The organism is Caballeronia sp., assembly GCF_028292365.1.
In the GTDB taxonomy this organism is placed as follows: Bacteria; Pseudomonadota; Gammaproteobacteria; order Burkholderiales; family Burkholderiaceae; genus Caballeronia.
Map to the genome: position 1 here is coordinate 1 of NZ_JAQGMM010000115.1, position 25,746 is coordinate 25,746.

Annotated in this window: 23 protein-coding genes, 1 pseudogene and 1 riboswitch; of the genes and pseudogenes, 15 read left to right on the plus strand and 9 right to left on the minus strand. The window is 60.3% G+C overall.

Features of this window, described 5'->3' with window-relative positions:
* Window positions 1-149 precede the first annotated feature (149 nt).
* Window positions 150-1,145: a flagellar motor switch protein FliG gene (gene fliG, locus JWR14_RS07145; RefSeq protein WP_299703675.1), complete on the minus strand. Its 996-nt coding sequence runs from the start codon at window positions 1,143-1,145 to the stop codon at window positions 150-152.
* Window positions 1,135-2,916: a flagellar basal-body MS-ring/collar protein FliF gene (gene fliF, locus JWR14_RS07150; RefSeq protein ID WP_299703677.1), complete on the minus strand. Its 1,782-nt coding sequence runs from the start codon at window positions 2,914-2,916 to the stop codon at window positions 1,135-1,137. Before fliF ends, fliG begins: the two co-directional genes overlap by 11 nt.
* Before the next feature lie 334 nt (window positions 2,917-3,250).
* On the opposite strand from fliF, the gene fliE reads away from it, so the two are divergent.
* The 5 genes from fliE to JWR14_RS07175 all read left to right on the plus strand — a co-directional run bounded on the left by fliE (window position 3,251) and on the right by JWR14_RS07175 (window position 6,522).
* Window positions 3,251-3,598, plus strand: coding sequence for a flagellar hook-basal body complex protein FliE (gene fliE / locus JWR14_RS07155; RefSeq protein WP_299703679.1), 348 nt, complete (start codon window positions 3,251-3,253; stop codon window positions 3,596-3,598).
* A gap of 348 nt (window positions 3,599-3,946) precedes the next feature.
* Window positions 3,947-4,360 (plus strand): flagellar export chaperone FliS, encoded by a 414-nt coding sequence (fliS, locus tag JWR14_RS07160; RefSeq protein WP_299703680.1) that lies wholly within the window; start codon window positions 3,947-3,949, stop codon window positions 4,358-4,360.
* Between the two features lie 24 nt (window positions 4,361-4,384).
* The gene (locus tag JWR14_RS07165; protein ID WP_299703682.1) at window positions 4,385-4,717 is read left to right on the plus strand and encodes a flagellar protein FliT; all 333 of its coding nucleotides are present in this window, start codon (window positions 4,385-4,387) and stop codon (window positions 4,715-4,717) included.
* 78 nt (window positions 4,718-4,795) lie between these two features.
* Window positions 4,796-6,184 carry a flagellar hook-length control protein FliK gene (locus tag JWR14_RS07170; RefSeq protein WP_299703684.1) on the plus strand — a complete coding sequence of 463 codons (1,389 nt, stop codon included), beginning with the start codon at window positions 4,796-4,798 and terminating at the stop codon, window positions 6,182-6,184.
* Entirely contained in the window at window positions 6,181-6,522 is a 342-nt protein-coding gene (locus JWR14_RS07175; RefSeq protein ID WP_299703687.1) for an EscU/YscU/HrcU family type III secretion system export apparatus switch protein, read from the plus strand. Before JWR14_RS07170 ends, JWR14_RS07175 begins: the two co-directional genes overlap by 4 nt.
* 26 nt (window positions 6,523-6,548) lie before the next feature.
* On the opposite strand, the gene JWR14_RS07180 is transcribed toward JWR14_RS07175, so the two are convergent.
* Window positions 6,549-8,249, minus strand: a complete 1,701-nt coding sequence (locus JWR14_RS07180; protein WP_299703690.1) for an isovaleryl-CoA dehydrogenase — start codon at window positions 8,247-8,249, stop codon at window positions 6,549-6,551.
* A 328-nt stretch (window positions 8,250-8,577) separates the two neighbouring features.
* Between JWR14_RS07180 and JWR14_RS07185 the strand changes: the two genes are divergently transcribed.
* A complete protein-coding gene (locus JWR14_RS07185; RefSeq protein WP_299703694.1) occupies window positions 8,578-10,233 on the plus strand; it encodes an OmpA family protein in 1,656 nt (551 codons plus the stop codon).
* Between the two features lie 126 nt (window positions 10,234-10,359).
* On the opposite strand, the gene JWR14_RS07190 is transcribed toward JWR14_RS07185, so the two are convergent.
* Window positions 10,360-11,313 carry a LysR family transcriptional regulator gene (locus JWR14_RS07190; RefSeq protein ID WP_299703697.1) on the minus strand — a complete coding sequence of 318 codons (954 nt, stop codon included), beginning with the start codon at window positions 11,311-11,313 and terminating at the stop codon, window positions 10,360-10,362.
* A gap of 140 nt (window positions 11,314-11,453) precedes the next feature.
* A riboswitch (S-adenosyl-L-homocysteine riboswitch) is annotated at window positions 11,454-11,588 on the plus strand.
* Between the two features lie 33 nt (window positions 11,589-11,621).
* Between JWR14_RS07190 and ahcY the strand changes: the two genes are divergently transcribed.
* From ahcY to metF, 3 genes are all read left to right on the plus strand, one after another.
* Entirely contained in the window at window positions 11,622-13,043 is a 1,422-nt protein-coding gene (gene ahcY / locus JWR14_RS07195; RefSeq protein ID WP_299703700.1) for an adenosylhomocysteinase, read from the plus strand.
* A gap of 87 nt (window positions 13,044-13,130) precedes the next feature.
* A complete protein-coding gene (locus JWR14_RS07200) occupies window positions 13,131-13,481 on the plus strand; it encodes a phage holin family protein (RefSeq protein ID WP_031364155.1) in 351 nt (116 codons plus the stop codon).
* 38 nt (window positions 13,482-13,519) lie between these two features.
* Entirely contained in the window at window positions 13,520-14,359 is an 840-nt protein-coding gene (metF, locus tag JWR14_RS07205; protein ID WP_299703707.1) for a methylenetetrahydrofolate reductase [NAD(P)H], read from the plus strand.
* Between the two features lie 85 nt (window positions 14,360-14,444).
* Here metF and JWR14_RS07210 read toward each other — a convergent pair whose 3' ends face one another.
* Window positions 14,445-15,452, minus strand: a complete 1,008-nt coding sequence (locus JWR14_RS07210) for a fimbrial protein (RefSeq protein ID WP_299703710.1) — start codon at window positions 15,450-15,452, stop codon at window positions 14,445-14,447.
* Window positions 15,453-16,134: 682 nt separating this feature from the next.
* Here JWR14_RS07210 and JWR14_RS07215 point away from each other — a divergent pair.
* The 6 genes from JWR14_RS07215 (at window position 16,135) to JWR14_RS07240 (ending at window position 22,910) form a co-directional block, all read left to right on the plus strand.
* A complete protein-coding gene (locus tag JWR14_RS07215) occupies window positions 16,135-17,769 on the plus strand; it encodes an ABC transporter substrate-binding protein (protein ID WP_299703713.1) in 1,635 nt (544 codons plus the stop codon).
* 113 nt (window positions 17,770-17,882) lie between these two features.
* Window positions 17,883-18,893, plus strand: a complete 1,011-nt coding sequence (locus JWR14_RS07220; protein WP_299703716.1) for an ABC transporter permease subunit — start codon at window positions 17,883-17,885, stop codon at window positions 18,891-18,893.
* A gap of 4 nt (window positions 18,894-18,897) precedes the next feature.
* Window positions 18,898-19,815, plus strand: a complete 918-nt coding sequence (locus tag JWR14_RS07225; RefSeq protein WP_299703719.1) for an ABC transporter permease subunit — start codon at window positions 18,898-18,900, stop codon at window positions 19,813-19,815.
* Between the two features lie 2 nt (window positions 19,816-19,817).
* Complete coding sequence (locus JWR14_RS07230; RefSeq protein WP_299703722.1) at window positions 19,818-20,813, plus strand: ABC transporter ATP-binding protein; 996 nt, start codon at window positions 19,818-19,820, stop codon at window positions 20,811-20,813.
* Window positions 20,810-21,823 carry a peptide ABC transporter ATP-binding protein gene (locus JWR14_RS07235; RefSeq protein ID WP_299703725.1) on the plus strand — a complete coding sequence of 338 codons (1,014 nt, stop codon included), beginning with the start codon at window positions 20,810-20,812 and terminating at the stop codon, window positions 21,821-21,823. The genes JWR14_RS07230 and JWR14_RS07235 overlap by 4 nt, the downstream gene beginning before the upstream one ends.
* Window positions 21,816-22,910 (plus strand): TraB/GumN family protein, encoded by a 1,095-nt coding sequence (locus tag JWR14_RS07240; RefSeq protein WP_299703728.1) that lies wholly within the window; start codon window positions 21,816-21,818, stop codon window positions 22,908-22,910. The genes JWR14_RS07235 and JWR14_RS07240 overlap by 8 nt, the downstream gene beginning before the upstream one ends.
* A gap of 15 nt (window positions 22,911-22,925) precedes the next feature.
* Here JWR14_RS07240 and JWR14_RS07245 read toward each other — a convergent pair whose 3' ends face one another.
* The 4 genes and pseudogenes from JWR14_RS07245 to JWR14_RS07260 form a co-directional block, all read right to left on the minus strand.
* Window positions 22,926-23,882: a DUF979 domain-containing protein gene (locus tag JWR14_RS07245; protein WP_299703731.1), complete on the minus strand. Its 957-nt coding sequence runs from the start codon at window positions 23,880-23,882 to the stop codon at window positions 22,926-22,928.
* On the minus strand, window positions 23,879-24,598 hold the full coding sequence (locus JWR14_RS07250; protein ID WP_299703734.1) for a DUF969 domain-containing protein: 720 nt from the start codon (window positions 24,596-24,598) through the stop codon (window positions 23,879-23,881). Before JWR14_RS07250 ends, JWR14_RS07245 begins: the two co-directional genes overlap by 4 nt.
* Window positions 24,599-24,841: 243 nt before the next feature.
* The gene (pxpA, locus tag JWR14_RS07255; protein WP_299703736.1) at window positions 24,842-25,594 is read right to left on the minus strand and encodes a 5-oxoprolinase subunit PxpA; all 753 of its coding nucleotides are present in this window, start codon (window positions 25,592-25,594) and stop codon (window positions 24,842-24,844) included.
* Window positions 25,595-25,611: 17 nt separating this feature from the next.
* A pseudogene (locus tag JWR14_RS07260) lies at window positions 25,612-25,746 on the minus strand (allophanate hydrolase); the annotation flags it as partial.

Consider the following 25,746-nt stretch of genomic DNA (forward strand, 5'->3'; position numbering starts at 1 on the left):
GCAAGTGCTTTTCCAGCGCGGCTTGGTCGGCGGCGCTGCGATCGACCGGAACCGGATCGAACGACGCCATCTCCCAGCGCTGATAAGCGGACATGCGAGCCTTCTTGGCCGCATCGTCAGCGTGAGCCTTCTTGGCGGCTTCGGCAGCGTCAGACATACGCGTCCTCGGCCTTGCCGCCTAACTGGATCTGGCCCGATTCGGCCAGGTTGCGCACGATCTGCAGGATCTTGCGCTGCTGCGTTTCGACTTCCGACAGCCGCACCGGCCCACGCGAGTCGAGATCTTCGGCCAGCAGTTCGGCGGCGCGCTGCGACATGTTCGAGAGGAACTTCTGCCGCAACGGCGGTTGGGCGCCTTTCAGCGAGATGATCAGCGTTTCGGATTCCACTTCTTTCAGCAGCAACTGGATTGCGCGGTCTTCGAGTTCGAGCAAATTCTCGAACACAAACATTTGATCGATAATCTTCTGCGCCAGTTCCGCATCGAATTCCTTCACGTTTTCGATCACGGATTCTTCGTGCGCCGTCGACATGAAGTTGAGGATTTCCGCCGCCGTGCGGATGCCGCCCATTGGCGCGCGCTTCAGGTTGTCGCTGCCGGAGAGCAGCGTGGTCAGCACATCGTCGAGTTCTCGCAGCGCGGCCGGCTGGATGCCGTCGAGCGTGGCGATTCGCAGCAGCACGTCGTTGCGCAAACGTTCCGTCATCAGCGCCACGATCTCGGACGCCTGGTCGCGGTCCAGGTGAACCAGGATCGTCGCAATGATCTGCGGATGCTCGTTCTTGATCAGTTCGGCCACCGCTGCCGAATCCATCCACTTCAGGCCTTCGATACCGCTGGTATCGCTGCCCTGCAGGATCCGGTCGATCAGCGCGCCCGCCTTGTTTTCGCCGAGCGCCTTGGTCAGCACCGCCCGGATGTATTCGCTCGAATCGAGCGATAGCGCGGTGTGCTGCTCGGCTTCCTGGACGAACTCGGTCATCACATTGTCGAGCTGCTCGCGCGTGACGTTTTTCAACGTCGCCATGGTCGCGCCGATCTTCTGCACCTCGCGCGGTCCAAGGTACTTGAACACTTCCGCCGCTTCCGATTCACCGATCGACATCAGCAGGAGCGCGGCTTTATTGAGGCCTTCAGCGTTCATCGGACACCCAGTTCTTGACGACCGTCGCGACGATTCTCGGATCCTGGCGCGCAACCATGCGCGCGTAGTCGAGATTACGTTCGAACTTGGCCTTGTTGCTTTCATGACCGAGCAAACTGACCTCGGCATCCTTTTCTTCTTCTACCTGCGATTTCGGCATGGACGGCCCGTCGAGCAGCGACAGGTCATCCGGCGCCGCGAGTGCTGTCGGCTCCGGAGGCGGCGGGAATGCACGGCGCAGCGCCGGCTTCACCATGCTGAAATACAGGAACAACGCCACTGCACCGATCCCCGCGTACTTCGCGAACTCGATGGCGCGCGCGATCATGTCCGGGGTGCGCCACCACGGCACGTCGGGAATCACGGTCGAATCCACCAGGAAGGTGCTGTTGACCACGTTCACCGAATCGCCACGCTTTTCGTCGTAGCCCATCGCGTCTTTCACCAGTTGCTGCACCTGCTCGAGCTTGTCGGCGGGCAGCGGCTGCATGGTCACCCGGCCCTTGGCATCGACTTGCTTCTGGTAATTCACCACCACGGCGACGGACAGGCGCTTGATGCCGCCCATCGGCTGCTCGTAGTGACGTACCGTGCGGTCGACTTCGTAATTGGTCGTGGTGTCTTTGCGCATGCTGACCGGCACGGCTTTCCCGTCGACACCGCTCGCGGCTGCGTCGATAGGCGCCGACGCAGCGGCCGGCGGCTGGTTCGACAGCGCGCCCGGCACACCACCGGCGTTTGCGCCCCCAGTGTCATTCGAAACGCTCGATTGCTGGCTGCGAATCGCCGTGTTCTGCGGGTTGGCGTTCGGACCGTAGCTTTCGGCCGTTTGTTCCAGCTTCGAGAAGTCGATATCCGCACTCACCTGCGAATGCGCATTGCCGGCGCCGAACAGCGGCGAGAGGATGGCGTCGATACGTCCCTGGGTGTTGCGCTCGATCTGCTGCACGTATTTGAGTTGCGACGCGTCCAGGCCGTTCGCCGCACTTTGCTGCGTGAGGAGGTTGCCGTCCTGGTCGACGATCGTCACGTTCTTCACGGGCATATCCGGCACGCCGGAAGACACCATATGCTGGATCGCGATGATCTGACCCTCGTCCAGCGCACGGCCGGGGTAGAGATTCAGCATGACCGACGCGGTCGGCAGTTCCTTTTCCCGTACGAACACGGTGGGCTTCGGAATGGCGAGGTGGACACGGGCTTCGCGCACCGAGGAGATCGACGCGATGGTTTTTTCCAACTCGCCTTCCAGCGCCCGCTGATAGTTGACCTGCTCGGCGAACTGGCTGATGCCGAACTTCTGGTTATCCATCAATTCGAAGCCGACCGAGCCGTTCTTCGGCAAACCCTGCGACGCGAGGCGCAGGCGAGTTTCGTGCACTGCGTCGCTGGGAACCAGGATCGCGCCGCCCGACTCGGCGATCTTGTAGGGGATATTGCCTTGCTGCAACGCAGCAACGATCGCACCGCCGTCGCGGTCGGAGAGATTGCTGAACAGCACCCGGTAATCCGGCTGGCGCGACCACATCACGAGGCCCGCGACCACTACGGCGAGGATCGCCACTGCGATGATCAGCGGCATGCGCGGGTTATTGCGGAACTGGTTGAGCATCGGCATGCGGGGACTGAAGCTGCTGCCGCCGCCGAAGTCCGTGCCGCCCGCGTAGCCGGCTCCGCCCGCACCTGCGGCGATCGACCCGGCGGCGCCAGGCTGCGCGCCGGTCAGACCCATGCGGGCGTCCGGGTTGATCAGGTTCGTTGTGGAATCCATGCTTCGAAACTCTCCGAGACTTGCGTTTTCTGCGAGGTGCGGCGGCGATAACCGTGCGCACTGCAGGCACTTTCATGAGAGGAATTATCCGTAAGCAGGATTGAGTTGATCCAACGAATAGAAGCGAGTTTTGGTTTCCTTTCCCCGCTTTGCAAATTGCGGCTACTGCTAGACTTTTTCCTAATCGGTCAGGCCATGTGGCGAACCGCCCAGGCTCCGGCGCAGACGCCGGCCTGAGGCCCGGGACAGGCCCCGGTTCGGATTGTCCCAGAAGTACCCCGATCCATATGTTGCCGCCGATTTTCAGTTCCTTTCCGTTCCTTTTGGAGACCCCATGAATCCCATCAGCCCGTTGAGTTCGGCGCTCCAGCAAATGCAGGCCATGGCGACGCAGGCTGCGGGAGGCGCCGGCAATGTCGCGAGCGGCAGCGTCGTGCCCGAATCCGGTGCAGCGAGCACCGGTAGTTTCGCCGACGCGCTGAAGTCGTCTCTGGACAGCATCAGCAGCAGCCAGACCAAGGCGGTCAACGAATCGCAGGCGTTCGAAGTGGGCGCGCCAAACGTTTCGCTGAACGACGTGATGGTCGACATGCAGAAGGCGAACGTGGGCTTTCAGTTCGGCTTGCAGGTCCGCAACAAGCTCGTGTCGGCCTACAACGACATCATGAACATCTCGGTCTGAACGCTTCGCTGACGGTTTTCCGCATCCTCGGCCTGACGACTATTTCCCTTACCAGAATTCGTTGTGACGCAAAGCACGCCTAAAGCTTTTGCCGCTTTCTCCGATAACCCGGATAGCAGCATGATAAACGGTCAGACAAATAACAGGGTCCTGACCCGTTTATCGACACCGGTTCATCACGGGTTTTGCTACTAAGCGCGCGGTGTGCAGCGCCTTTGTGCGAAACGCGCATGAGACGACGCAGGTCACGGAACCAGAGCAGGCGCTAAAGCACCTCACTCTGGAGGGGTCATGGGACCAGAGTAGGGCGCTAAAGCGCCAACTCTGGTCGACATAGGAGAGGGTCGGATGTTTTCCCAGGCACACGGTGGAGCGAACGCCTATGCGCGCGTTGGCGTTCAAACAGGCGTAATGGGCGCAAGCCCGCACAGACTGGTCGGCATGTTGTATCAGGGTGCTCGACAGGCCATTGCCCAGGCGCGGATGAATCTGCAGCAGGGCAATATCGCGGCACGCGGCGAGGCGATCACGAAAGCGATCAGCATCATTGAAAGCGGTTTGCAGCAGTCGCTCAACAAAGACGTTGGCGGCGATATCGCTGCACGCCTGGATGCGCTGTACACCTATATGGCGCACCGGTTACTGGAAGCGAATGTGCGTCAGAGCGAAGAGGTGCTGGTGGAGATCGATGGCCTGCTGGCGACCCTGGAGGAAGCCTGGATGGCGATTGCACCCGATGCAGCAAAAATGGCTGCGGCGTGAAGCCGCGAAACATGCTTGCACATAATGAAAACCACACAAGAATATTTCGCTCATTATGAGGCGATTGCCGCACTTTCTGCGTGCATGCTGGCCGCAGCACGCAGTGGAGAATGGGGTGAACTGAAGACTATGCAGAGCGCGTACCGGGATCTGGTCGACGGCTTGAGAGAAGTCGATACCAGTTCAGAACTGGACGATACCGCGCGCGCCCGAAAGCTCGAACTGGTGCGCCGGATTCTTGCCGACGACGCCGCCATTCGCGACCTCGCCACCCCCAGCCTCGCGCGTTTGTCCGCAGCGTTATTCACCGTGAACAGGCCAGTGCGAGTTTTGAAGAAGATGATCGGGTTTCGCTAGACGCGTTTTGACGCGTTTGCGGCTCGTTGCAACCGGTGGCCGGCCGTTCGGCTGGACTGCTGACCCAAGGATACTGGCATGACTGGACTGGACTCCGCCGTCGCTGCGCTGCTTGCCAGCCGCACTGACATGCTGTTGTCCGCGCTCAATACGCAGACCAGTTCGACCGCGCCTCAAGCCAATACCTCGCAACTCTTAATCGATACCCCGCGGGTCGCCACGCCCGCTGCCGCTATCAGCGCCTATGCCGCGCCGGGCCCGTCGACGCAGACCGCATTCAGCGAGATCGGACGCACGCTCGATATCATTTCGCGCTTCGGCGGCAGCGCGACGCCCGCTTTGCTCGGCAGTTCGCCGTTGTGGCCGACCGCGCCTCGCCTGATCGTGGCCGCCAGCGCGTTCGAGAGCCTGTCCGGGTCATTGTTTTCCTCCAGCTCGGCGAATGCCGCGAGCGCAGTCAACCCGCCCGCGCCGCCTTTACCCGCGCCTGTGCTGGCGGCCATGCTGGCCAGGACCGTTGTAGACAGCGGGCTTTTCTACGAAAACCATATCGCGCTCTGGCTGGGCGGACAGCGCTCGCTTGCGTCGCTGCGAAATGAGCCCCAGGCGCGCGTGGACAAACTGGCAAGCGAGTTGCCGCCGGATTCTTTCCAGGATGCGGCGGATGCTGCGCCCGACGTCTGGATCGATGAAACGCTGCTGCCGACGACATTCGCCGCCCCCGCCGATACCCCAGACGCGCCCAATCCCATGCGTCCCGTGCCGGCTCCGCAAACGCCGCAGCAGGCGGCGGCGCTGGCGGCATCGGTGCGGCAGATGCCCACGAGCGTGTTTTCATCGACGACGCAGGGGGCGGTGCAGAGAACGGCAACAGGCGCGCTGCCTTTGGCCGCGCATCTGCAGGATTCGGCCGTGCAGGCGGCGGTTGCCTCCGCCGGCATTCATCCATCGACTATTCCGCTCGTCCGCCAGCAGCTCGACGTGCTCGCTTCCGACCAGTTCCGCTGGTCCGGCGAAGCGTGGCCGGGCGCCAAGTTCGAGTGGGAAATCCAGCCTCAGAACCGTGCTCCCTATGGGCGCGATCCGTCTCAGGATAGCGACCCGGGGACAGGTTCAGCCGATACGGATCGCGGCTGGCACACGCGTGTCACGCTTAGCTTGCCTACGCTCGGCAATGTGGACGCCGATCTGGTGCTTACGGGCCAGCAACTGGTGGTGCGGCTGAACGCGAGCGAGGGCGGCGCCGCCCGTCTTGCCGCCGATGGCGATCATTTCCGGCAACAACTCGACGCCGCGGGATTGCAGCTCGCCGGATTGACGGTGCACGCTCGCGACGCGCTGGCCGATCTGGCCGCTGACCCGGCGTTCCCCCATTTCGCCGACGTCATCCATGTCAGCGATGTCGCCCCTGCTGCAAGCGCAGCGCCATCATCATCGGCCGGGAGCGATGCGGGGAGCCATACGTGAGCTTGCGCAACGATTCCCGCAAGCAGGCGGCCGCACTCACCTACGACACCAAAAACGCCGATGCCGCGCCGCGCGTGGTCGCCAAGGGCTACGGGCTGGTCGCTGAAATGATCGTGCAGCGCGCAAAGGACGCAGGGCTATACGTGCATGAATCGCCGGAGATGGTGTCGCTGCTGATGCAGGTCGACCTGGACTCGCGCATTCCGCCCGCGCTTTATCAGGCAGTGGCAGAACTGCTCGCGTGGTTGTATCGGCTGGAGAACGGGGAGGAAACGGGGCCGCGGCCCGAAGTGGACCCAACAATTCCAGTGCGCAAGGGGCGTGGCCGCGCGGCTTGATTCATCGAGCGTTGCTATTCCCCAAACTACCCCGCGAACGCACGCTCGATCACGGCGTTGAAATCGAACGTCGCAGGCAGCGTTCCATACACGCGATTGACGGAACCGCGGGCCTCGCCGAGACGGGTTTCGATGAACGCCGCCGCCACGTCCGCCGGCGCATGTTGCGCGAGCAGAACCCCTTGCGCGGTGAGCACGAGTTGCTGTGCGATCCGCCGCGCCGACGCTTCGCGCGTAGCCGGGTCGCCTTGCAGCATGGCGTGCAGCGCCTTCAGCGCATCGCCGAGCACGCGGTGTTCTCCCGCCACCGCCTGCCACGAATCGAACAGCGCATGGGCAGCATCGGGTTCGCGTTCGAACGCCCGCAGCACGTCGAGGCACATCACATTCCCCGATCCTTCCCAGATCGAATTCACCGGGGCCTCGCGATAAAACCGCGCCATCGGCCCCGTTTCGACATACCCGTTTCCTCCCCAAACCTCCATTGCCTCGCCGGTGAATTCCAGCGCGCGCTTGCAGACCCAGAACTTCGCCGCCGGCGTCACGATTCGGCGCCAGGCGCGTTCTTCCGGTTTCGATGAATTCTCGAATGCGCCCGCAAGCCGCATGAACAGCACAGTGGCCGCTTCGGATTCCAGTGCAAGGTCGGCGAGGACGTTGCGCATTAGCGGCTGGTCGATGAGCTTGGCACCAAAGACCCGCCGATGCCGCGCGTGGTGAATCGCCTGGATCAGCGCGGCGCGCATCAGGGCGGCGCTGCCGATCACGCAATCGAGACGCGTGAAGTTCGCCATTTCGATGATCGTCGGTACGCCGCGCCCTTCGTCGCCGACCATGACGCCGTAGGCATCGAGGAATTCGACTTCGCTGCTGACGTTCGAGCGGTTGCCGAGCTTGTCCTTGAGTTGCTGGACCTGCACGGCATTCTTCGATCCATCCGGCGCGAAACGCGGCACATAGAAGCAGGAAACCGGGCCTTTCCCGTCGTCGGTATCGGTGTCGCCGCCGGTGCGCGCCAGCACGAGATGGGCGTCGCATTGAGGGGCCGAGAAGAACCACTTATGGCCGATCAGCCGATACTCGCCGCCCCGTCCGCCCGCACCCGTCGCCACCGCGCGGGTCCGGTTGCTGCGCACGTCCGAGCCGCCCTGTTTCTCGGTCATGCCCATGCCGATCATCATCGACTGCTTGCCGGCGCCAAGCGGAATATCGCGTGGATCGTGCCGGCGCGAGAGCAATTGCTCCCGCAGGCTCGTGTACAAGGCGGGCTCCTGCTGCAGCACGGGAATGCTGGCGAAGGTCATGGTCAGCGGGCACAACGAACCGCTTTCCAGTTGCGCGTGGAGAAAATATCCGGCGGCGCGCGCGGCCATGGCACCGAGTTTCGGCGAAGCGGTTTCAAACGGCAACGAATGAAGACCTTGCTCGCGCAGCATCGCAAGCAGCGTGTGCCACGCAGGATGGAATTCGATTGCATCAATACGCTCGCCGCGCGCGCTGAACGCGTGGTGTTCGGGCGTATGCCGGTTGGCCAGGTCTGCGAGCGCGAGCACGTCGGGTTGCGTGAGCGCAAGGCCGTCGCGGGTGAGGGTGTCGAGGTGCCACGCCGCGCCCTCGCGTTCCAGCGCGGTCATCATCGCCGCGTCGGTGGTCATCGCGTTGTAGCGCTCGAGTGGTGGCGCCTGGTTCGTGACTTCGTGCGTTTGGCCATAAGTGGATGAGCGCATCGTTTGTCTCCGTCATGCTTTTATTCAGTTTGCCCGCTTGTCTCAATTTTTGCAAAAGCCTTGATCGCCGTCATGGTCGGCGGCTTCGCCAATTGCATCGAATAGTGCGGATTAACGTTCATTTAAAATTTGTGCCTCGATTACGGCATCAATGCGATCGCATTCATCAGTAATTCAAGACGTTTTAAGAGCCGTCTCAAATCGTCTTCTTTGAGGTAATTCTGATTTTTAGTCGGAAGTCCTTATTTGTTAAAACCCGAACCTATAATCCGCTTCGCTCATTCTGGGCGGTTGGCGAATTCACGCAAGTAAGGAAAAGGCAATTTAAATGAGCATCAATGTTATTCAGCTGGTCCAGGGCGCTTTGACCGAAAGCGTGTTGCAGCAACTCGCTACGAAACTGGGCGTTGCTCCCGAAGCGGCGAAGCGCGTGGTCGGCTTGATCGCGCCCGCACTGGTCGGTTCGCTGATGAACAAAGCCGCATCGCCTGAAGGCGCGCGCAGCTTGTTCGCATCGATCATGTCACCGGATTCGAACGCCAATATCGTCGAGATGCTGCCGCAACTCGTCCACGGCGACGGCCTGCAGTCGTTGCTCGCGTCGGGTACGCGGCTCGCGAGCGGCATGGCATCCGAAGAGCGCGTGAACGCGCTGAGCAACGCGGTGGCAGCGAAGACCGGTGTATCGGTTGGCGCCACGCACGCATTAGGCGGCATCGTCACGACCGCATTGTTCGGCGTGCTAAAGCATTACTTCACGAAGTCCGGCGGTAATGTCGGCCAGTTGCCCACCCTCCTTGGCCATCAGTTGCCGATGGTGAAAGCAAGCATGACGGACGACATCACCAGCGCGCTGGGTCTGGGCGGCGCGGGCAGTTTCCTGTCCGGCGTGGCAGCGCAGATGAAAGCGGTGTCGTCGCATCTTGAACACCCGTCCACAGCCGGCGGATCGATCGCCGTCAACCCTTCGCTCGACCGGATCGTGGTGGAAGAGAAGGCTAGATCGAAGAAATGGTGGTGGCTTGCTGTCGCCGCAGCGCTCGCGTTGCTCGCACTGCTGTTCGGCCGTAGCTGCGGCAACCAGACAGCGCTCGCACCCGCTGCGGCTCCTGCTGCAGCGTCCGCCGCAGCACCGGTGGTTTCATCGACTCCCGCAGTTGCTGCGGAACCCGCTTCGGCACCCGCCGCTGCACCCGCGCCTACCAAGGACGCGCTGCTGACGTTCACCGTCGACAAGCTCGGCGCACCGACCATTCAGGCTACGGTCGGCAGTGAAGAAGAGAAGGTCAAGCTGCTCGCCGCACTGACGGAGAAGTTCGGCGCGGACCATCTGAACGCGACCATTTCGGTTGACCCCGACACCAAGCCGGCAAGCTGGCTCGACAAGCTCGACGGCCTGTTGCCGCTGATGCAATTGCCGGGCGCGGAAGCCAAGTTGTCGGGTGAGAAGATCGAGTTGAGCGGGTCGGCTGCCGACGTGCGCAACGGCTGGATGGACAAGCTGAAGACGTTGTTCGGCGCGGGCTTTACCATCGGCACATTCGATGTCAAGCAAGCGGTCGAAAACGCGAAGGAATCGTTCATGAGCGCGTTTTCGTCGTTGAGCGATGACTGCTCTGCAGAGGATGTTGCGAAGGTGCTGAACCTGCAAGTCATCAATTTCCGCACGGGTTCCGACGTACCGCCGCAAGATGCGCAATTGGCGTTGGCTAAATCGGCACAAATGCTGAAGGCGTGCGAAGCGAAGGGCAAGGCTGTGAAGCTAAGCGTGGGCGGTTATTCGGACAATGTCGGCCCGGCGAGCACGAATCTGTCGTTGTCGAAGAAGCGGGCGGAAGCAGTGCGCGCGTTCCTCGTGAAGCATGGCGTTTCTGCTGATTCGCTGATGGCGCAAGGTTTCGGCGATGCACACCCGATTGCCGATAACTCAACGGCCAGCGGACGTTTCGCGAACCGCCGGATCGACTTCGCTGTACAGGAATGATCGATTGACGGACGCCGCTGAGATTCGACATCGGCGTAGCAACTAAAAACACCCTGTCCCGCGCGAGCGGGACAGGGTGTTTTTTTGGGTGCTTGCAGAGTCGTTGCCTGAGTCGTTACCCGCCGGCTAACGCGGCGCCGCGTTGCGCACGCGCGCTGGAAACCGTTCAGCCGGGCCTTGCAGGAAGTCATCGCCGAGATTGGCGGGCAGTAATTGCCGCACGACCTCCAGCCACGCACGCGCCGCGTTCGACAAATAGCCGTTGCGCCGCCAGCCCACCGCCATGTCCCAATGAATTTCCGGCGCGACGACCGGCCGGCAGGTGAATGCGTTGATATCGAGCCGCCGGCAATACGGCGCAGGCAGCAACGCAATACCGACGCCCGCCTGCACCAGCGCGGCCATGAAATCCCAGTGGCCGCTGCGCCCCACGATGGTCGGCGTGAACCCCGCTTCGCGGCACGCGTTGAGCACGAGATCCGACAGCGACAGGCTTTCGCCGTAGAACACGAACGGCTCCGCCGCGAGATCGCTGAGCGGCACGTCCACCAGCGCATCCCAGCGCGAGCCTTTTTGCGCAACGAGCCAGAGTAGTTGGCGGCTGATTGGCAGCACATCGAACGTGGCGAGATCGACCGGTTCCAGCACACCGCCGAGCTCAAGTTCGCCGTCGATCAGCGCAGCTTCGATCGCCTTTGAGCCACGCTCGAACAGCTTCAGCTCCACCTTCGGATAACGCTTCTTGAATGTCGCGATGGCCGGCGTGAACAGCGATCCGCCCATGGGCGGAATGCCGATAGCGAGTGTGCCCCGCCCAAGTTTGCCGAGATCGTTGAGTTCGGCTTCGAGTTGCGCGTGCGCCGCGAGCACCTCCAGGCCGCGCTGATAGACGATCTGTCCGGCGTCGGTGAGCACCATCTGGCGACTCTCGCGCAGCAGCAGCGGCGAGCCTATTTCGTCCTCGAGCGACTTCACCATCTTGCTGATGGTCGGCTGCGTGACAAACATTTTCTCCGCAGCGCCGGTGAAGCTTTTTTGCTTCACGACTTCGACGAAATACCTCAACGATCGCAATTCCATACAGATCCCCTGAATTCCAGTTTGGAATACCTTCGATAAGTTTAAGTCATTTTAATTATGCGCGGTACGGTGGGACGCCGGCAAAACAAACCCGACGCGCAAACGCGCTCCCTCCATCCCAATTTGCTACAATCCGAACTCGCTTCGAGGAGCGTTGCGACGGCTTTCAACAACAAAGGCCGCCAGGCTCGAAGCATTCAATCGGACGGAGTGACCAGCGCTTTCAGACCAGTAAGCGCTTGTTGAACCACCGCATCGAACGGCGCTCACGTCAAATTTCTATATTTCCATTTAGAAAGGAGGGCGTGATGAACGCCGCAGTTCTCGATTCCAACTCGAACAAAGATTTCGTCGTCGCCGATATGTCTCTTGCTGCCTGGGGCCGCAAGGAACTGAACATCGCCGAAACGGAAATGCCCGGTCTCATGCAAACGCGTGAGGAATACAAGGTATCGCAGCCGCTGAAGGGCGCGCGTATTGCCGGTTCGCTGCACATGACCATCCAGACCGGCGTGCTGATCGAAACGCTGACCGCACTCGGCGCGGATGTCCGCTGGGCGTCGTGCAACATTTTCTCGACGCAGGACCATGCGGCCTCGGCCATCGCGCAAGGCGGCGTGCCGGTGTTCGCATTCAAGGGCGAATCGCTCGACGAATACTGGGAGTTCTCCCACCGCATCTTCGAATGGCCGAACGGCGAATTCGCCAACATGATCCTCGACGACGGCGGCGACGCCACGTTGCTGCTGATCCTCGGCTCGAAGGCTGAAAAGGACCGTTCGGTCATTGCAAAGCCGGAAAACGAAGAAGAAGTCGCGCTGTACAAGTCGATCGCCGCTCATCTCGACATCGACCCGACGTGGTACTCCAAGCGTCTCGTGCATATCCAGGGCGTGACGGAAGAAACGACCACGGGCGTGCATCGCCTGTATCAGATGGAAAAGGAAGGGCGCCTGCCGTTCCCGGCCATCAACGTGAACGACTCGGTCACGAAGTCGAAGTTCGACAACCTGTACGGCTGCCGTGAATCGCTGGTCGACGGCATCAAGCGCGCCACCGACGTGATGATCGCCGGCAAGATCGCGGTCGTCGCAGGTTACGGCGATGTGGGCAAGGGTTGCGCGCAATCGCTGCGCGGTCTGGGCGCGACGGTGTGGGTCACGGAAATCGACCCGATCTGCGCATTGCAGGCAGCTATGGAAGGCTACCGCGTGGTGACGATGGAACATGCCGCCGACAAGGCCGACATTTTCGTGACCGCTACGGGCAATTTCCATGTAATCGGCCATGACCATATGAAGGCGATGCGCAACAACGCAATCGTCTGCAATATTGGTCACTTCGACTCGGAAATCGACGTTGCCTCCACGCGCCAGTACACGTGGGAAAACATCAAGCCGCAAGTCGATCACATCATTTTCCCCGACGGCAAGCGCATCATCCTGCTGGCTGAAGGCCGCCTGGTGAACCTGGGTTGCGCAACGGGCCACCCGTCGTTCGTGATGTCGGCATCGTTCACGAACCAGACGATCGCGCAGATCGAATTGTTCGTGCACGGCGACAAGTACGAAAACAAGGTCTACGTGTTGCCCAAGCACCTTGATGAAAAGGTCGCGCGTCTGCATCTGGGGCGTATTGGCGCTGAACTGACCGTGTTGTCGGACTATCAGGCGAACTACATCAGCGTGGACAAGATGGGTCCGTTCAAACCGAACCACTACCGTTATTGATAACGGTTTAGTCTCAAGGCGTGCGTGGGTTTGATCAAATCTGATCAAACCCACGCACGCGACCTTTCAAGTACCAGGAGACCATCGATGTCCGTGCTGCTGACCTGGCTGATCAACGCGCTTGCGCTGTTGATCATCACTTACCTTGTGCCGTCGATTCACATTCGCAGTTTCGGTACCGCGCTGATCGTCGCGATCGTGCTCGGGCTGATCAACACGTTCCTGCGTCCGTTGCTGGTGCTGCTCACGCTGCCGGTGACCATTCTCACGCTCGGATTGTTCATCCTCGTCGTGAATGCGCTGTGTTTCTGGCTGTGTGCTTCGCTGCTGAAAGGCTTTGAGGTATCGGGTTTCTGGTCGGCTTTCTTCGGCTCGATTCTGTACAGCATCGTGTCCTGGCTGCTGTCGGCGCTGATCCTCGGTCAGCGCAACTTCTAAGAACGCGAATGCCTTCGCGCGCGCGTTCCACTCTTCCCATGAAACCGATCGAACTCTCATTCGAGTTTTTCCCGCCGAAAACGCAGGAAGGAATCGAGAAATTGCGCGCGACTGGCGCGCAACTCAAGACGCTCAACCCGAAGTTCGTCTCCGTGACGTTCGGCGCGGGCGGTTCCACGCAGCAAGGCACGCTCGATACCGTCGTCGAGATGATGAAGCAGGGACTCGAAGCGGCGCCGCATTTGTCGTGCATCGGGTCATCGAAGGAGAGTCTGCGGGCCATTCTCGGCGCGTATCGAGAGCATGGCATTCGTCACATTGTCGCGTTGCGTGGCGACTTGCCTTCGGGCATGGGCGAAGTCGGCGAGTTGCGGTATGCGTCGGAGCTGGTTGGCTTTATCCGGGCCGAGCATGGCGACTGGTTCAACATTGAAGTCGCGGCGTATCCGGAATATCACCCGCAGGCGCGCTCGCCCAAATCCGATCTGGAAAACTTCGTGCGCAAGGTGCAGGCCGGCGCGAATTCGGCGATCACGCAGTATTTTTTCAACGCGGACGCGTATTTCCGTTTCGTCGATGACGCCCGCAAAAAGGGTGTGGATATTCCTATCGTGCCGGGCATCATGCCGATCACGAACTTCTCGCAGCTCATGCGCTTCTCCGAGATGTGCGGCGCGGAAGTGCCGAAGTGGATTGCACGCCGCCTGGAAAGCTATGGCGACGATAAAGAAGCGATCCGCGCGTTCGGACTGGATGTAGTGACCGGTTTGTGCGAACGGCTGGTGAAGGAAGGCGCGCCGGGGCTGCATTTTTATACGCTGAACGGCGCAGCCGCGAGCAAGACGATTTGCGAGCGACTAGGGTTGTCGGGAAAGTAAAATCTAGCTTAACCCGCGCGGCGTTCGCCGCGCGGTTCTGCAATTCCAGTTTGTTCGCTTGTCACGCGTTCGATCAAACATCGACCTAGTTATATTCCATTGTGAAAGTTGCATTCGCATCGGCTGTGCCGGGTGTTCGGTGCGTCGCAATCGGGACGTAACGAGCGCTAAAGTTGAACCGATTGATGCCATTTGGCGCGGCGTCAATGAGCGGCGTGCCTTGTCCAATGGTCACCGGATTCCCCGTCGAATCGGAGATCTGCAGACCAATGCCCGTGGCGGATCCCGGATCGTTGCGTAATTGCAAGACCTTTTGATTCCCAACGACCGTCAGGCCGTCAAACTGGACGGATACCTTGGGGTTCGAGGAGCACGTCATTTCTATGGTGAACGGTTTGGCCGCGGTTGGCTTGTCGAAGACAATATCAGGCATCCTGACGGAACCCAGGTCGACGATAAGCTTCGTGGTGGTGACGTTGCAGCTATGAACGTTAAGCGTGCCGCTAAGCGAAAAATTCGCAATAATCATTGAGCCAGATTGACCGGTATGATCGCTCACTGAAAGTATGGGACCCGTAACTTGTAATACTCCGCTTTGCCAATCCGGCGCGGTTGTTATCAGCTCAAGCCGTATGCGGTTATACCCCGTTCCGTAGGCGGCGTTTATGGCGCTCAAGTCCTGCTGGGGCAACTGAAGCGGTATCACTGTGGGACTAGTAGGCGTGCCGTAATAACCCCCGCCCGTACCAGCCGGGACTTGGCCGGCCGTCCAGATCCATATACGCATGCCTATACCCTGGAGATTGGTGGCGTATACCGTACTGTCCCCAACGGTCGGGGAACCCGGTACTAGGTAATCGATCAATGTCTCAGCTCCGCAGCTGCCAGCAGCATGTCCGCCATAGCTGTCCCAAGTGCCTTCGATTGTTTTGAAGACCGAACCGACCGGTCCATAGTGGGCGGTTCCCTGATCTATTGTCCCGACGTTGATCGAGACGTTACCCACACTACCGGTGCAGGCTGCGCGCGCGGGCGTTCCCAGCACGAGGGCTATAAAAGCCATTAGCAGCGCACGGATTGCGGTATTTGACATTTGTATCTCAGCTTTATGACTGACGGGTTGATGAACGACATAAACGGACGGCTCAAGCGAAAAGCGGCTCGCTGGCTGCCTGGTAATGGGGTTGACTCGACTATTTGTCGAATAACGACACGTTTTTAAAACAATAGCCCCGTAATTGACAATATTTATATGAATTCGACTTAAATCGGAGTTGCAACGCACAACGACATCTATTGGAATATTAATATGTCCCGAGGCATTCATCGATGCAAGCTTGTTAGCAAGCCTTACGGATAATCCGAAATAATGGAGAAGTTTGTTTCCAATTTATAATCGACTACCTTTCTTCTCGTGGAGGGCGTATGAGGGTATGTAGGCGGGGTAGACCAGACAGGTTCGACGTGTTTTATGCGAACAGAGAATAAGTCAATTAATGATTAAATATTTTAGACACGATTAAAAATAGAAATATCCCCGCAATCCACGCCAATGGCCAGGTAGTTGACTTGCTGGTCGGGCGCTCCGATGCCTTCGTCTGTTGACGGGTGTAATTGCAAACCCGAATTGCCCAGAGCGGGCGTTTGTATCACAAATCGTTATGGTCTATTACCAGACACATTCCCCTCAATAATTTCGTCGCCTTGTTCCCCCCGGCAAAGCTCAGTAATATCGCGCTACGCTGGTTTTAGCCGGCATCGATCCTGGAGGAAACATGAAGAAAATTGGCCTGTTACGAGCCGCTCGTCTGTCGATGGCACTCAGCGCCGCCATCGCGGCATCGCTCGTAACCGCGAGCGTCGCTCACGCAGCACCCATTCCCAACAAAACGCTCGTTTACTGCTCAGAAGGCAGCCCGGCCGGTTTCGATCCCGCGCAATACACGACGGGCACCGATTTCACCGCAAACACCTTCACGGTCTACAACCGCCTCGTGGAATTCGAGCGCGGTGGCACGAAAGTGGAAGGGGGTCTCGCGGAAAAGTGGGACGTCTCGCCCGATGGCTTGACGTACACGTTCCATCTGCGCCATGGCGTGAAGTTCCAGACCACGTCGTTCTTCAAGCCCACACGCGATTTCAACGCGGATGACGTGCTTTTCACGTTCAACCGCATGCTCGATCCGAACCAGCCGTTCCGCAAGGCTTATCCCGCGTCGTTCCCGTATTTCACGGACATGGGCCTGGACAAGCTGATCACGAAGATCGAAGCAGTCGATCCGTACACGGTCAAGTTCACGCTGAAGGAAGTCAACGCGCCGTTCATCCAGAACATGGCGATGGAATACGCGTCGATCCAGTCAGATGAATACGCTCAGCAACTGCTGAAAGCGGGCAAGGCTTCGGACATCAACCAGCAGCCGGTTGGCACGGGCCCGTTTATTTTCCGCAGCTACACGAAAGACGCGACCATCCGTTTCGACGGCAATCCTGATTACTGGAAGCCGGGCGCAGTCAAAATCTCGAAGCTGATTTTCTCGATCACGCCGGATGCCGCCGTGCGCGTGCAGAAGCTGAAGAACAACGAATGCCAGGTGATGAGCTATCCGCGCCCGGCTGACATTGCACCGCTGAAGGCCGACACGAACCTCGACACGCCGTCGCAACCGGGCTTCAACGAAGGTTACGTCGCGTACAACACGACGAAGAAGAACGTCGAGAACGTCGATGTACGCCGCGCGCTGGACATGGCGATCAACAAGAAGGCGATCATTGAGTCGGTATATCAAGGCGCAGGTCAGGCCGCGATTGCACCAATGCCGCCGACCGAATGGTCCTACGACAAGAACCTGAAGGTTCAGGCGTACGACACCGCAGCGGCCAAGGCGTTGCTCGCGAAGGCTGGTTTCCCGAACGGTTTCGAAATGAACCTGTGGGCCATGCCGGTCCAGCGTCCGTACAACCCGAATGCACGTCTGATGGCCGAGATGATCCAGGCCGACTGGGCGAAGATTGGCGTGAAGGCGAATATTGTGTCGTATGAGTGGGGCGAGTACATCAAGCGCGGCCACGCAGGCGAGCACGACGCCATGCTGATTGGCTGGACGGGCGACAATGGCGATCCGGACAACTGGCTCGGCACGCTGCTCGGTTGCGAAGCGGTCAACGGCAGCAACTTCTCGCACTGGTGCTACAAGCCGTTCAACGACCTGGTGATCAAGGGCCGCAACACGTCCGACCAGGCGCAGCGCACGCAGGCTTATATGCAAGCGCAGCAAATTTTCGCTGACCAACTGCCGTTCTCGCCGATCGCTCACTCCACGGTGTATCAGCCGACGAGCAAGAAGGTGACCGGCATGAAGATCGAGCCGCTGGGTTACCTGCGTTTCGACGGCGTCGGCGTGCAGTAAGCTGTTAGCGGTACGCTTCATGCACTGAAACTATAACTAGTCGAAAAGGTCCGGCGACAAGGGTCACAAGCCCGCGTCGCCGGTCGCATTTTTCCTCCCCAAAGAGACGAACCATGTTCCGATTCGTTCTGCGGCGCATAGGCATGGTGATCCCGACGTTCATCGGCATCACGATCCTCGCGTTCGCGTTAATCCACCTGATCCCGGGCGATCCCATTGAAGTCATGATGGGCGAGCGCGGCGTGGACCCGGCCATGCACGCCGAAGCAATGAAGCGGCTTGGGCTTGACCTGCCGCTTCCTGTGCAATATTTCAACTACGTCGGACATGCGCTGAGAGGCGATCTCGGCATGTCGATCATCACCAATACCAGCGTGATGGGCGAATTCATGGCGCGCTTTCCGGCGACGCTCGAACTCGCGATCTGCGCGATGATTTTCGCTTTGGTGATCGGGTTGCCCGCCGGCGTTGTCGCCGCGTTGAGACGCGGGACGGTCGTCGATCACGGCGTGATGGGCACCGCGCTTACCGGTTATTCCATGCCGATCTTCTGGTGGGGTTTGATCCTCATCATGTTCTTCTCGGCCAAACTGGGCTGGACACCGGTTTCGGGGCGCATCGCGGTCGAATACGACATTCCGCACCGCACCGGCTTCATGCTGTGGGACGCACTCTTTTCTACCGATGAAGGCGCGTTCAAGTCCGCCGTCAGTCATCTGATTCTGCCGACTATCGTATTGGGCACCATTCCGCTGGCCGTGATCGCGCGGATGACGCGTTCGTCAATGCTCGAAGTGCTGCGCGAGGACTACATCCGCACGGCGCGCGCCAAAGGTCTTTCGCCGGCCCGCGTGGTGATCGTGCATGCGCTGCGTAACGCGCTGATCCCCGTGGTGACCGTGATCGGCTTGCAGGTCGGCACGCTGCTCGCCGGCGCGGTGCTGACGGAGACATTGTTCTCGTGGCCGGGCGTGGGCAAATGGCTCATCGACGCCATCAGCCGGCGCGATTATCCGGTTGTGCAGGGCGGTATCCTGATGATCGCGACGCTCGTTATTCTTGTGAATCTGGTCGTCGACTTGTTGTACGGCGTGCTGAATCCGCGCATTCGCCACACGAGGTAAGCCCATGGCCGATATCCAAAACAATCCCGGGGCGCTGATCCCCGTCCCAAGTGGCCGGTTCCTCGCCGGCCGCGAATTCTGGGCCAATTTCTCGCGCAATCGCGGCGCGGTAGTGGCCGGCGCGATCGTGCTGATTTTGGTGTTCATCGCTATTTTTGCGCCGCTGATCGCGCCGCATAGCCCGATCGAGCAATATCGCGACAACGTCAAGATTCCGCCCGCGTGGCTCGATGGCGGCAACTGGCGCTTCGTTCTCGGTACCGACGAAGCCGGCCGCGACATCCTCTCCCGCCTGATGTATGGCGCGCGGCTGTCGTTCTGGATCGGCTTTGTGTCCGTGGTGCTGGCGTTGATTCCGGGCATTGTGCTCGGCTTGATCGCGGCGTTTTTCCAGAAATGGTTCGACACGCCGATCATGCGCATCATGGACGTGCTGCTCGCGTTGCCTTCGCTGTTGCTCGCGGTCGCGGTGGTCGCGATCATCGGGCCGGGGCTGATGAACACCATGCTCGCCATCGCGATTGTCGCGTTGCCGGGTTACGTGCGTCTGACCCGTGCCGCCGCGCTGGGTGAATTGCAGCGCGAATACGTGACGGCGTCGCGCGTGGCCGGCGCCGGCACCGTGCGGCTGATGTTCTCGCAAGTGCTGCCGAACTGCGCCGCACCGCTGATCGTGCAGGCAACGTTAGGCTTTTCGTCCGCCATTCTCGATGCCGCCGCGCTCGGCTTTCTCGGCCTTGGCGTGCAACCGCCGGCGGCGGAGTGGGGCGCGATGCTCGCATCGGCGCGTGATTACATCGAAAGCGCTTGGTGGATCGTGACCATGCCCGGGCTTTCCATCCTGATTTCGGTCCTGGTGATCAACCTGCTCGGCGATGGTCTGCGCGACGCACTCGATCCCAAACTCAAACGGATGGCCTGAACATGAGCGATCTTCTAACCATCCGCAATCTCGCCGTGAGTTTCAATGGACTCCCGGCGGTTGATCGAATCGATATATCCGTCAAACCCGGCGAAGTGGTCGGCGTAGTCGGCGAATCGGGTTCCGGCAAAAGCGTCACCATGATGGCGCTCATGGGCTTGATCGACGCCCCCGGCATTGTCACCGCCGATCAGGTCACGTTCAACGGCGTCGACTTGCTGAAGGCGTCGGCGGGGCAACGCAGGAAGATTATCGGCAAGGACATTGCCATGGTCTTTCAGGACGCGCTGTCGAGCCTGAATCCGAGCTACACCGTCGGTTATCAGATCAAGGAAGTCCTCAGGCTTCACGAAGGCTTGAAAGGATCAAAGCTGCATCAACGCGCACTGGAATTGCTTGATCAAGTGGGGATTCCCGACGCGAAGAGCCGCATTGATGCCTTCCCGCACCAGATGTCCGGCGGCATGAACCAGCGCGTGATGATTGCGATGGCGGTCGCCTGCAATCCGAAGCTGCTGATTGCCGACGAACCCACCACCGCGCTCGACGTCACCATCCAGGCGCAGATCATGGAGCTGCTCGTCAAGCTGCAGAAGGAACGCGGCATGGCGCTCGTGCTGATCTCGCACGATCTCGCGGTCGTGTCCGAAGTCGCGCAACGTGTGGCCGTGATGTACGCGGGCGAGATTATCGAAACGAATCACGTGCCGACGATTTTCAGCGAGCCGCATCATCCGTACACGGAAGCGTTGCTCGCCGCCATTCCCGAGCATAGCCGCGGCGCCGAGCGTCTCGCAGCTTTGCCGGGCATGGTCCCGGGCCGCGACGATCGTCCGACCGGATGTTTATTCGCGCCCCGCTGCAGCTACGCCGTCGACGATTGCCGCAAGGCTCGGCCGGCGCTCTTTCAACTCGCCCCGAACGATCCGGCGGTGCGCGCACGCTGCATCAAGCCGCTGAACATGGACCTCGTGGCAGAACATGGAGGCGCGCGATGAATGCCGTTCCTGAGACCTTCGCAAAAGACGCTAAAGACATCGTCCTCGTCGCCGATAAACTGACGCGGCACTACAGCGTCAAGCGCAGCATGTTCCAGCAGGGAACCGTCAAGGCGCTGAACGGCGTGTCGTTCTCGCTTGAGCGCGGCAAGACGCTTGCCGTGGTGGGCGAATCCGGTTGCGGCAAATCGACGCTGGCGCGTCAGTTGACGATGATCGAAGCGCCCACGTCGGGACGTTTGCTGATTGACGGCGAGGACGTAGCGAGCGCGAACCGCGCGAAAGTAGCCGACTTGCGGCAACGCGTGCAGATGGTGTTCCAGAATCCGTTTGCTTCGTTGAATCCGCGGAAAACCGTCGAGCAGACGCTGGGCGAACCGCTGGCGATCAACACGAAGCTGTCGTCCAGCGAGCGCGCCGAGCGTATCGCGCACATGATGCGCACGGTTGGTTTGCGGCCGGAACACGCGGCGCGGTATCCGCACATGTTCTCGGGCGGCCAGCGCCAGCGGGTTGCTATCGCGCGTGCGATGATTCTGGACCCGCAGATCCTGGTGGCCGATGAACCCGTGTCCGCGCTGGATGTTTCAATCCAGGCGCAGATTCTGAATCTGTTCATGGACCTGCAGCAGCAGTTCGGTACAAGCTATGTGTTCATCTCGCACAACTTGTCGGTGGTGGAACATATCGCCGATGACGTCATGGTGATGTATTTTGGCGGTGTGGCCGAACTTGGCGACAAGGCAACGATCTACGCTCGACCGCGTCATCCGTACACGCGCTCGTTAATGTCGGCGACGCCTGCCTTGTTCGAAGAAGATCGGCGCATCAAGATCCGGCTGCAGGGCGAAATGCCTTCGCCGCTTAACCCTCCATCAGGTTGCACATTTCATCAGCGCTGCCCGTATGCAATCGATAAATGCCGCGTCGAAGAACCGGCGCTGCGTTTCGTCGATGGTCGGCACGTCTCCTGTCATCGCGCCGAGGAAGTCGGGGAGATCGATGCCTGAACGCCAGACGGCGCGGCAGGTTGCGCGCCGTTTTGTTGCGGTTTTTGCGGTGGTGGTGGCGATCCTTGCCGTTTTCTGCCTGGCGCCGCGTTTGGCTTTTGCTGTGACCGGCGCGCGCTCGCCGCCGGGCGCCGCGGTGCCGCCTACGTCTTCTTCTGCATTACCCGGACTAAGTGTCCCGCCTGCGCGTCCGGCGCCGCCCGATATAGACCATTCGAACGGCACCACAGCCAGCGGTCCGGTTCGGGCGCAGCCGGCTCATATGCCGTTTTACGTCGCCACCAAAGGCCAGGTCACTATTTACGTGCTGGGTACGCTGCACGTCGGTTTCGCCGACGACTACCCCGCCAGTCAGCCGTTCCGCAAGCCGATCCTCGGCGCGCTCGATGCATCGCCTATTCTCGCGCTGGAGATCTCTCCCGACGACCTGGTTGTATCGGCCGATGAAGTCAGCAAATACGGCGTGTGCCGGGAGCCGTGCCTGTCGCGCTATTTGCCCGATGCGCTGTGGCAGAAGCTGCGAACACGCATGCGCGGCAACCCCACGATGCTCGACGATATCAGCCGCTCGCGGCCGTGGCTGGCGTCGATGCTCGTTGAAACCGTCGACACCCTGAAGGCTGGATTCCAGACCGAATTCGGCACGGAAACGCAATTGCAGAACGTCTATTTGCGGCCGCGCGGGCGGGTGGTGGGATTGGAGACGCTCAATGAGCAGATTGCCGCGTTCACACGGCTCACGCAGGCGCAGCAACGGGAAATGCTCGCGCAGGATCTGGTGCAGACGCCGGCCGAGAACGTTGCCGATGTGAAGGAGCTGCATCGGTTATGGCGGATTGGCGACGCCGATGCGCTGAAGGCGTGGGACGACGCCAAGACGGAGAAACTGGCGAGATCGAAGCAGCTTGCAAGGCAGATCGATAACCGCGTGGTAGTCGACCGGAATTATCGGTTCGCGGCGCGAGTGGTGGCGATGGCCGCGCCGAACAAGCCGGTGTTCGTGGCGATTGGCGCGTTGCATCTTGGGGGGAAAAGAGGGGTGCTGACGTTGCTGAGAAAGCGTGGGTTCGTGGTGGATCCGGCGTGAACCCACGCCTTCGCATCACAGGAACATCATCCAGTTCAACAAGAAGATGTTCACCACCAGCAACGACAGCGCCGTCGGAATCTGGACTTTGATCACCGCGTTTTTATCGGGTAATTCGAGCAGCGCGGCCGGCACCATGTTGAAGTTCGCGGCCATCGGCGTCATGAGCGTGCCGCAGTAACCGCAGAACATGCCGATCGCGACCATCGTGGCCGGATTGCCGTGAAATACACCGACCAGAATAGGCACGCCTACGCCGCCCGTCATCACCGGGAACGCCGCGAAGCCGTTGCCCATGACCATCGTGAAGAGCGCCATGCCGATGCAATACACCGCCACCGCGACCAGGCGGTAATCGAGGTTCACATAGGCCGTTGTCACATGTGCGACCGCCTTGCCCACGCCCGCATCCGAGAACACCAGACCCAGCATGCCCAGCATTTGCGGAAGCACGGCAGCCCACGAAAGTGCGTCGACCAGACGGCGCGTTTCTTTCATCGATTGCCCGACCGTATCGCGTGTCATCACGCAGGCTACGCCGAGTGCAACGATACAGCCGATGCCAAAACCCATCAGCGTGACGTTCTTCGGATCGAGCAGCGGCTTGCCGCCGAACACCAGGTAACTCGCTCCCAGTGTCAGGACAACCGTCACCACGGGAATGGTCAACGCAGGCACGAACAGCTTGTTGCCAAGACGCATGGCGCTCTGGCGGCGCGCTTCGTCGGAGAGCATCTTCGGCTTGCCTGCCGTGACGCCGCCGAAGCCCGCTATCAAGGCCATCGCTACAACCAGCACGCCGACCACATTGGCCGGCAGCCAGTCGCCGATCAGGAAAATCAGCGCATACACAAGCCAGAAGGTTCCGGCGGTGAGACGGCGAGGATGTTTTTTATCGACGTAGATCATGCCGGCGACAACGACCAGCACGATGCCCAGCAGATAGAACAGATAGTTGAGCGTCAGTGTCATGCAGTTTCTCCGCGAACGTTTTTGGTCAACGCGCCGAGTTCGCGATTCAGCCGTCGATCGAGCAGCCACAGCCGGAAGCCGTGAATCAGGAATGCGCAGATCGCAGTAGGGATGCCCCAGACGGCGACGTGCAGCGGTTCAACCACGATCCCCGCTTCCTTCAGGAAGGTCGTCATCAATACGATCGCGCCGAACGCAACGAAGATGTCTTCGCCGAAGAACAGGCCGACGTTATCGGTCGCGGCGGACCACGCTCGCAGCTTGAAGCGGGTTTCATCGGAGAGCTTGCCGAAACGTGTTTGCGCGGCGCCTTCGGCCATGGGCGCGAGCAGCGGCCGGACCATTTGCGGATGTCCGCCGAGACCGGTCAGCCCGACTGCCGCCGTCAACTCGCGAATCAGCAAATAGACGATCAGCAGGCGTCCCACGGTTGCCGCCTTGATGCCCGAAATCCAGATTTGCGCGCGTTCGCGCAGACCGTGCCGTTCCAGCAAACCGATGACGGCCAGCGGCAGCAAAATGATGAGCGGAATGTTGCGCGTCTTGAGAAAACCCGTGCCGATCGCGGTGAGAATGCGATCGATGGGAAAGTGCGCCGCCAGGCCGGTGACGATGGCGGCGGCGGCCACGATCAGCATCGGATTGAAGCGCAGGATAAATCCCACGATGATGACGGCCACGCCTATCAGTGGCCATAGATTGACAGCGGTACCCATAAGATCTCCAAGTGGTCGGGCTAATGCCCCGGTAAGGGCTTCTTCCGCCGCTGGACGAACCGCTTGCTTCGAGCGGGCCGTTCCGTTGGCTTGATAAAACGGCTCTATGGCCGCTTACGAAAACGCCCCGCCAAGTCGCGAGGCATTCAGGTTCCTTGAGGCGTAGATTCGACTCGCTGCGTGACATAGCGCCAGGCAGCGAGTGAGCCATTCGATCAATGCAAAACCGCTAACGACCGCTTATCAAACTTCGACCGCGTGCGCAGCGCGAACGTCGATGCCCGCCGTTTCAAGCGCCCCGCGAATCCGCCGGGCGAATGCGAGCGCATGCGCGCCGTCGCCGTGAAGACAAACCGTCTGCGCATTGATCGGCACCCACTCCCCGCTGACCGCTTGGACACGATGCTCCGTTGCCATTTTCAGCGTGCGGGTGATCACGACTTCCTCGTCCTCGAGCAGCGCGCCGGGGTCCTTGCGCGGCACGAGCGAGCCATCCGCCCGATATCCGCGGTCTGCAAAAACTTCCTCGATCGCGACCAGGTTCGCCTTGCGCGTGGCATCGACGAGATTGCTGTTCGCCAGCCCGAACACGAGCAACGACGGATCGAAATCACGAATCGCCGCAACAATAGCCTCGGCAATTTCCGGATTCTTCGCGGCCTGGTTATAGAGCGCACCGTGCGGCTTCACATGCGACATCCGGCCGCCTTCGGCCCTCACGATCGCAGCCAGCGCGCCCAACTGATACAACACGCCCGCGTAAATCTCGTACACGGGAATGTCCATCTCCTTCCTGCCAAAATTCTCGGGATCGTTGAAACTCGGATGCGCACCAATGGCAACACCCTTCGCAACCGCCCAGCGCACGCAATCGCGCATGGCAGTTGCCCCGCCCGCGTGCCAACCGCAAGCAATATTCGCGGAGCTCACGAGATCGAGCAGTGCTTCGTCAGTGCCCATGCCTTCGCCGAGATCGGCGTTCAGATCGATTTCCATCTTCGTTCCCTGTTCACTTACCGGCCGAGGCGTTCCGCGTGCATCGCGATAGCCGATTCGACCTGTTTCACATACATGCGCTCTTCCGCCAGCGCGTGACGCGCGGCTTCAACCGTTGTTTCGATAAAGCGCACACCGCTGTTGAGCCGCGC

Coding starts and splice junctions, on each gene's coding strand:
- fliG (WP_299703675.1), bottom strand. CDS start 1,145: ATGAACGCTGAAGGCCTCAATAAAGCCGCGCTCCTGCTGATGTCGATC.
- fliF (WP_299703677.1), bottom strand. CDS start 2,916: ATGGATTCCACAACGAACCTGATCAACCCGGACGCCCGCATGGGTCTG.
- fliE (WP_299703679.1), top strand. CDS start 3,251: ATGAATCCCATCAGCCCGTTGAGTTCGGCGCTCCAGCAAATGCAGGCC.
- fliS (WP_299703680.1), top strand. CDS start 3,947: ATGTTTTCCCAGGCACACGGTGGAGCGAACGCCTATGCGCGCGTTGGC.
- JWR14_RS07165 (WP_299703682.1), top strand. CDS start 4,385: ATGAAAACCACACAAGAATATTTCGCTCATTATGAGGCGATTGCCGCA.
- JWR14_RS07170 (WP_299703684.1), top strand. CDS start 4,796: ATGACTGGACTGGACTCCGCCGTCGCTGCGCTGCTTGCCAGCCGCACT.
- JWR14_RS07180 (WP_299703690.1), bottom strand. CDS start 8,249: ATGCGCTCATCCACTTATGGCCAAACGCACGAAGTCACGAACCAGGCG.
- JWR14_RS07185 (WP_299703694.1), top strand. CDS start 8,578: ATGAGCATCAATGTTATTCAGCTGGTCCAGGGCGCTTTGACCGAAAGC.
- JWR14_RS07190 (WP_299703697.1), bottom strand. CDS start 11,313: ATGGAATTGCGATCGTTGAGGTATTTCGTCGAAGTCGTGAAGCAAAAA.
- ahcY (WP_299703700.1), top strand. CDS start 11,622: ATGAACGCCGCAGTTCTCGATTCCAACTCGAACAAAGATTTCGTCGTC.
- JWR14_RS07200 (WP_031364155.1), top strand. CDS start 13,131: ATGTCCGTGCTGCTGACCTGGCTGATCAACGCGCTTGCGCTGTTGATC.
- metF (WP_299703707.1), top strand. CDS start 13,520: ATGAAACCGATCGAACTCTCATTCGAGTTTTTCCCGCCGAAAACGCAG.
- JWR14_RS07210 (WP_299703710.1), bottom strand. CDS start 15,452: ATGTCAAATACCGCAATCCGTGCGCTGCTAATGGCTTTTATAGCCCTC.
- JWR14_RS07215 (WP_299703713.1), top strand. CDS start 16,135: ATGAAGAAAATTGGCCTGTTACGAGCCGCTCGTCTGTCGATGGCACTC.
- JWR14_RS07220 (WP_299703716.1), top strand. CDS start 17,883: ATGTTCCGATTCGTTCTGCGGCGCATAGGCATGGTGATCCCGACGTTC.
- JWR14_RS07225 (WP_299703719.1), top strand. CDS start 18,898: ATGGCCGATATCCAAAACAATCCCGGGGCGCTGATCCCCGTCCCAAGT.
- JWR14_RS07230 (WP_299703722.1), top strand. CDS start 19,818: ATGAGCGATCTTCTAACCATCCGCAATCTCGCCGTGAGTTTCAATGGA.
- JWR14_RS07235 (WP_299703725.1), top strand. CDS start 20,810: ATGAATGCCGTTCCTGAGACCTTCGCAAAAGACGCTAAAGACATCGTC.
- JWR14_RS07240 (WP_299703728.1), top strand. CDS start 21,816: ATGCCTGAACGCCAGACGGCGCGGCAGGTTGCGCGCCGTTTTGTTGCG.
- JWR14_RS07245 (WP_299703731.1), bottom strand. CDS start 23,882: ATGACACTGACGCTCAACTATCTGTTCTATCTGCTGGGCATCGTGCTG.
- JWR14_RS07250 (WP_299703734.1), bottom strand. CDS start 24,598: ATGGGTACCGCTGTCAATCTATGGCCACTGATAGGCGTGGCCGTCATC.
- pxpA (WP_299703736.1), bottom strand. CDS start 25,594: ATGGAAATCGATCTGAACGCCGATCTCGGCGAAGGCATGGGCACTGAC.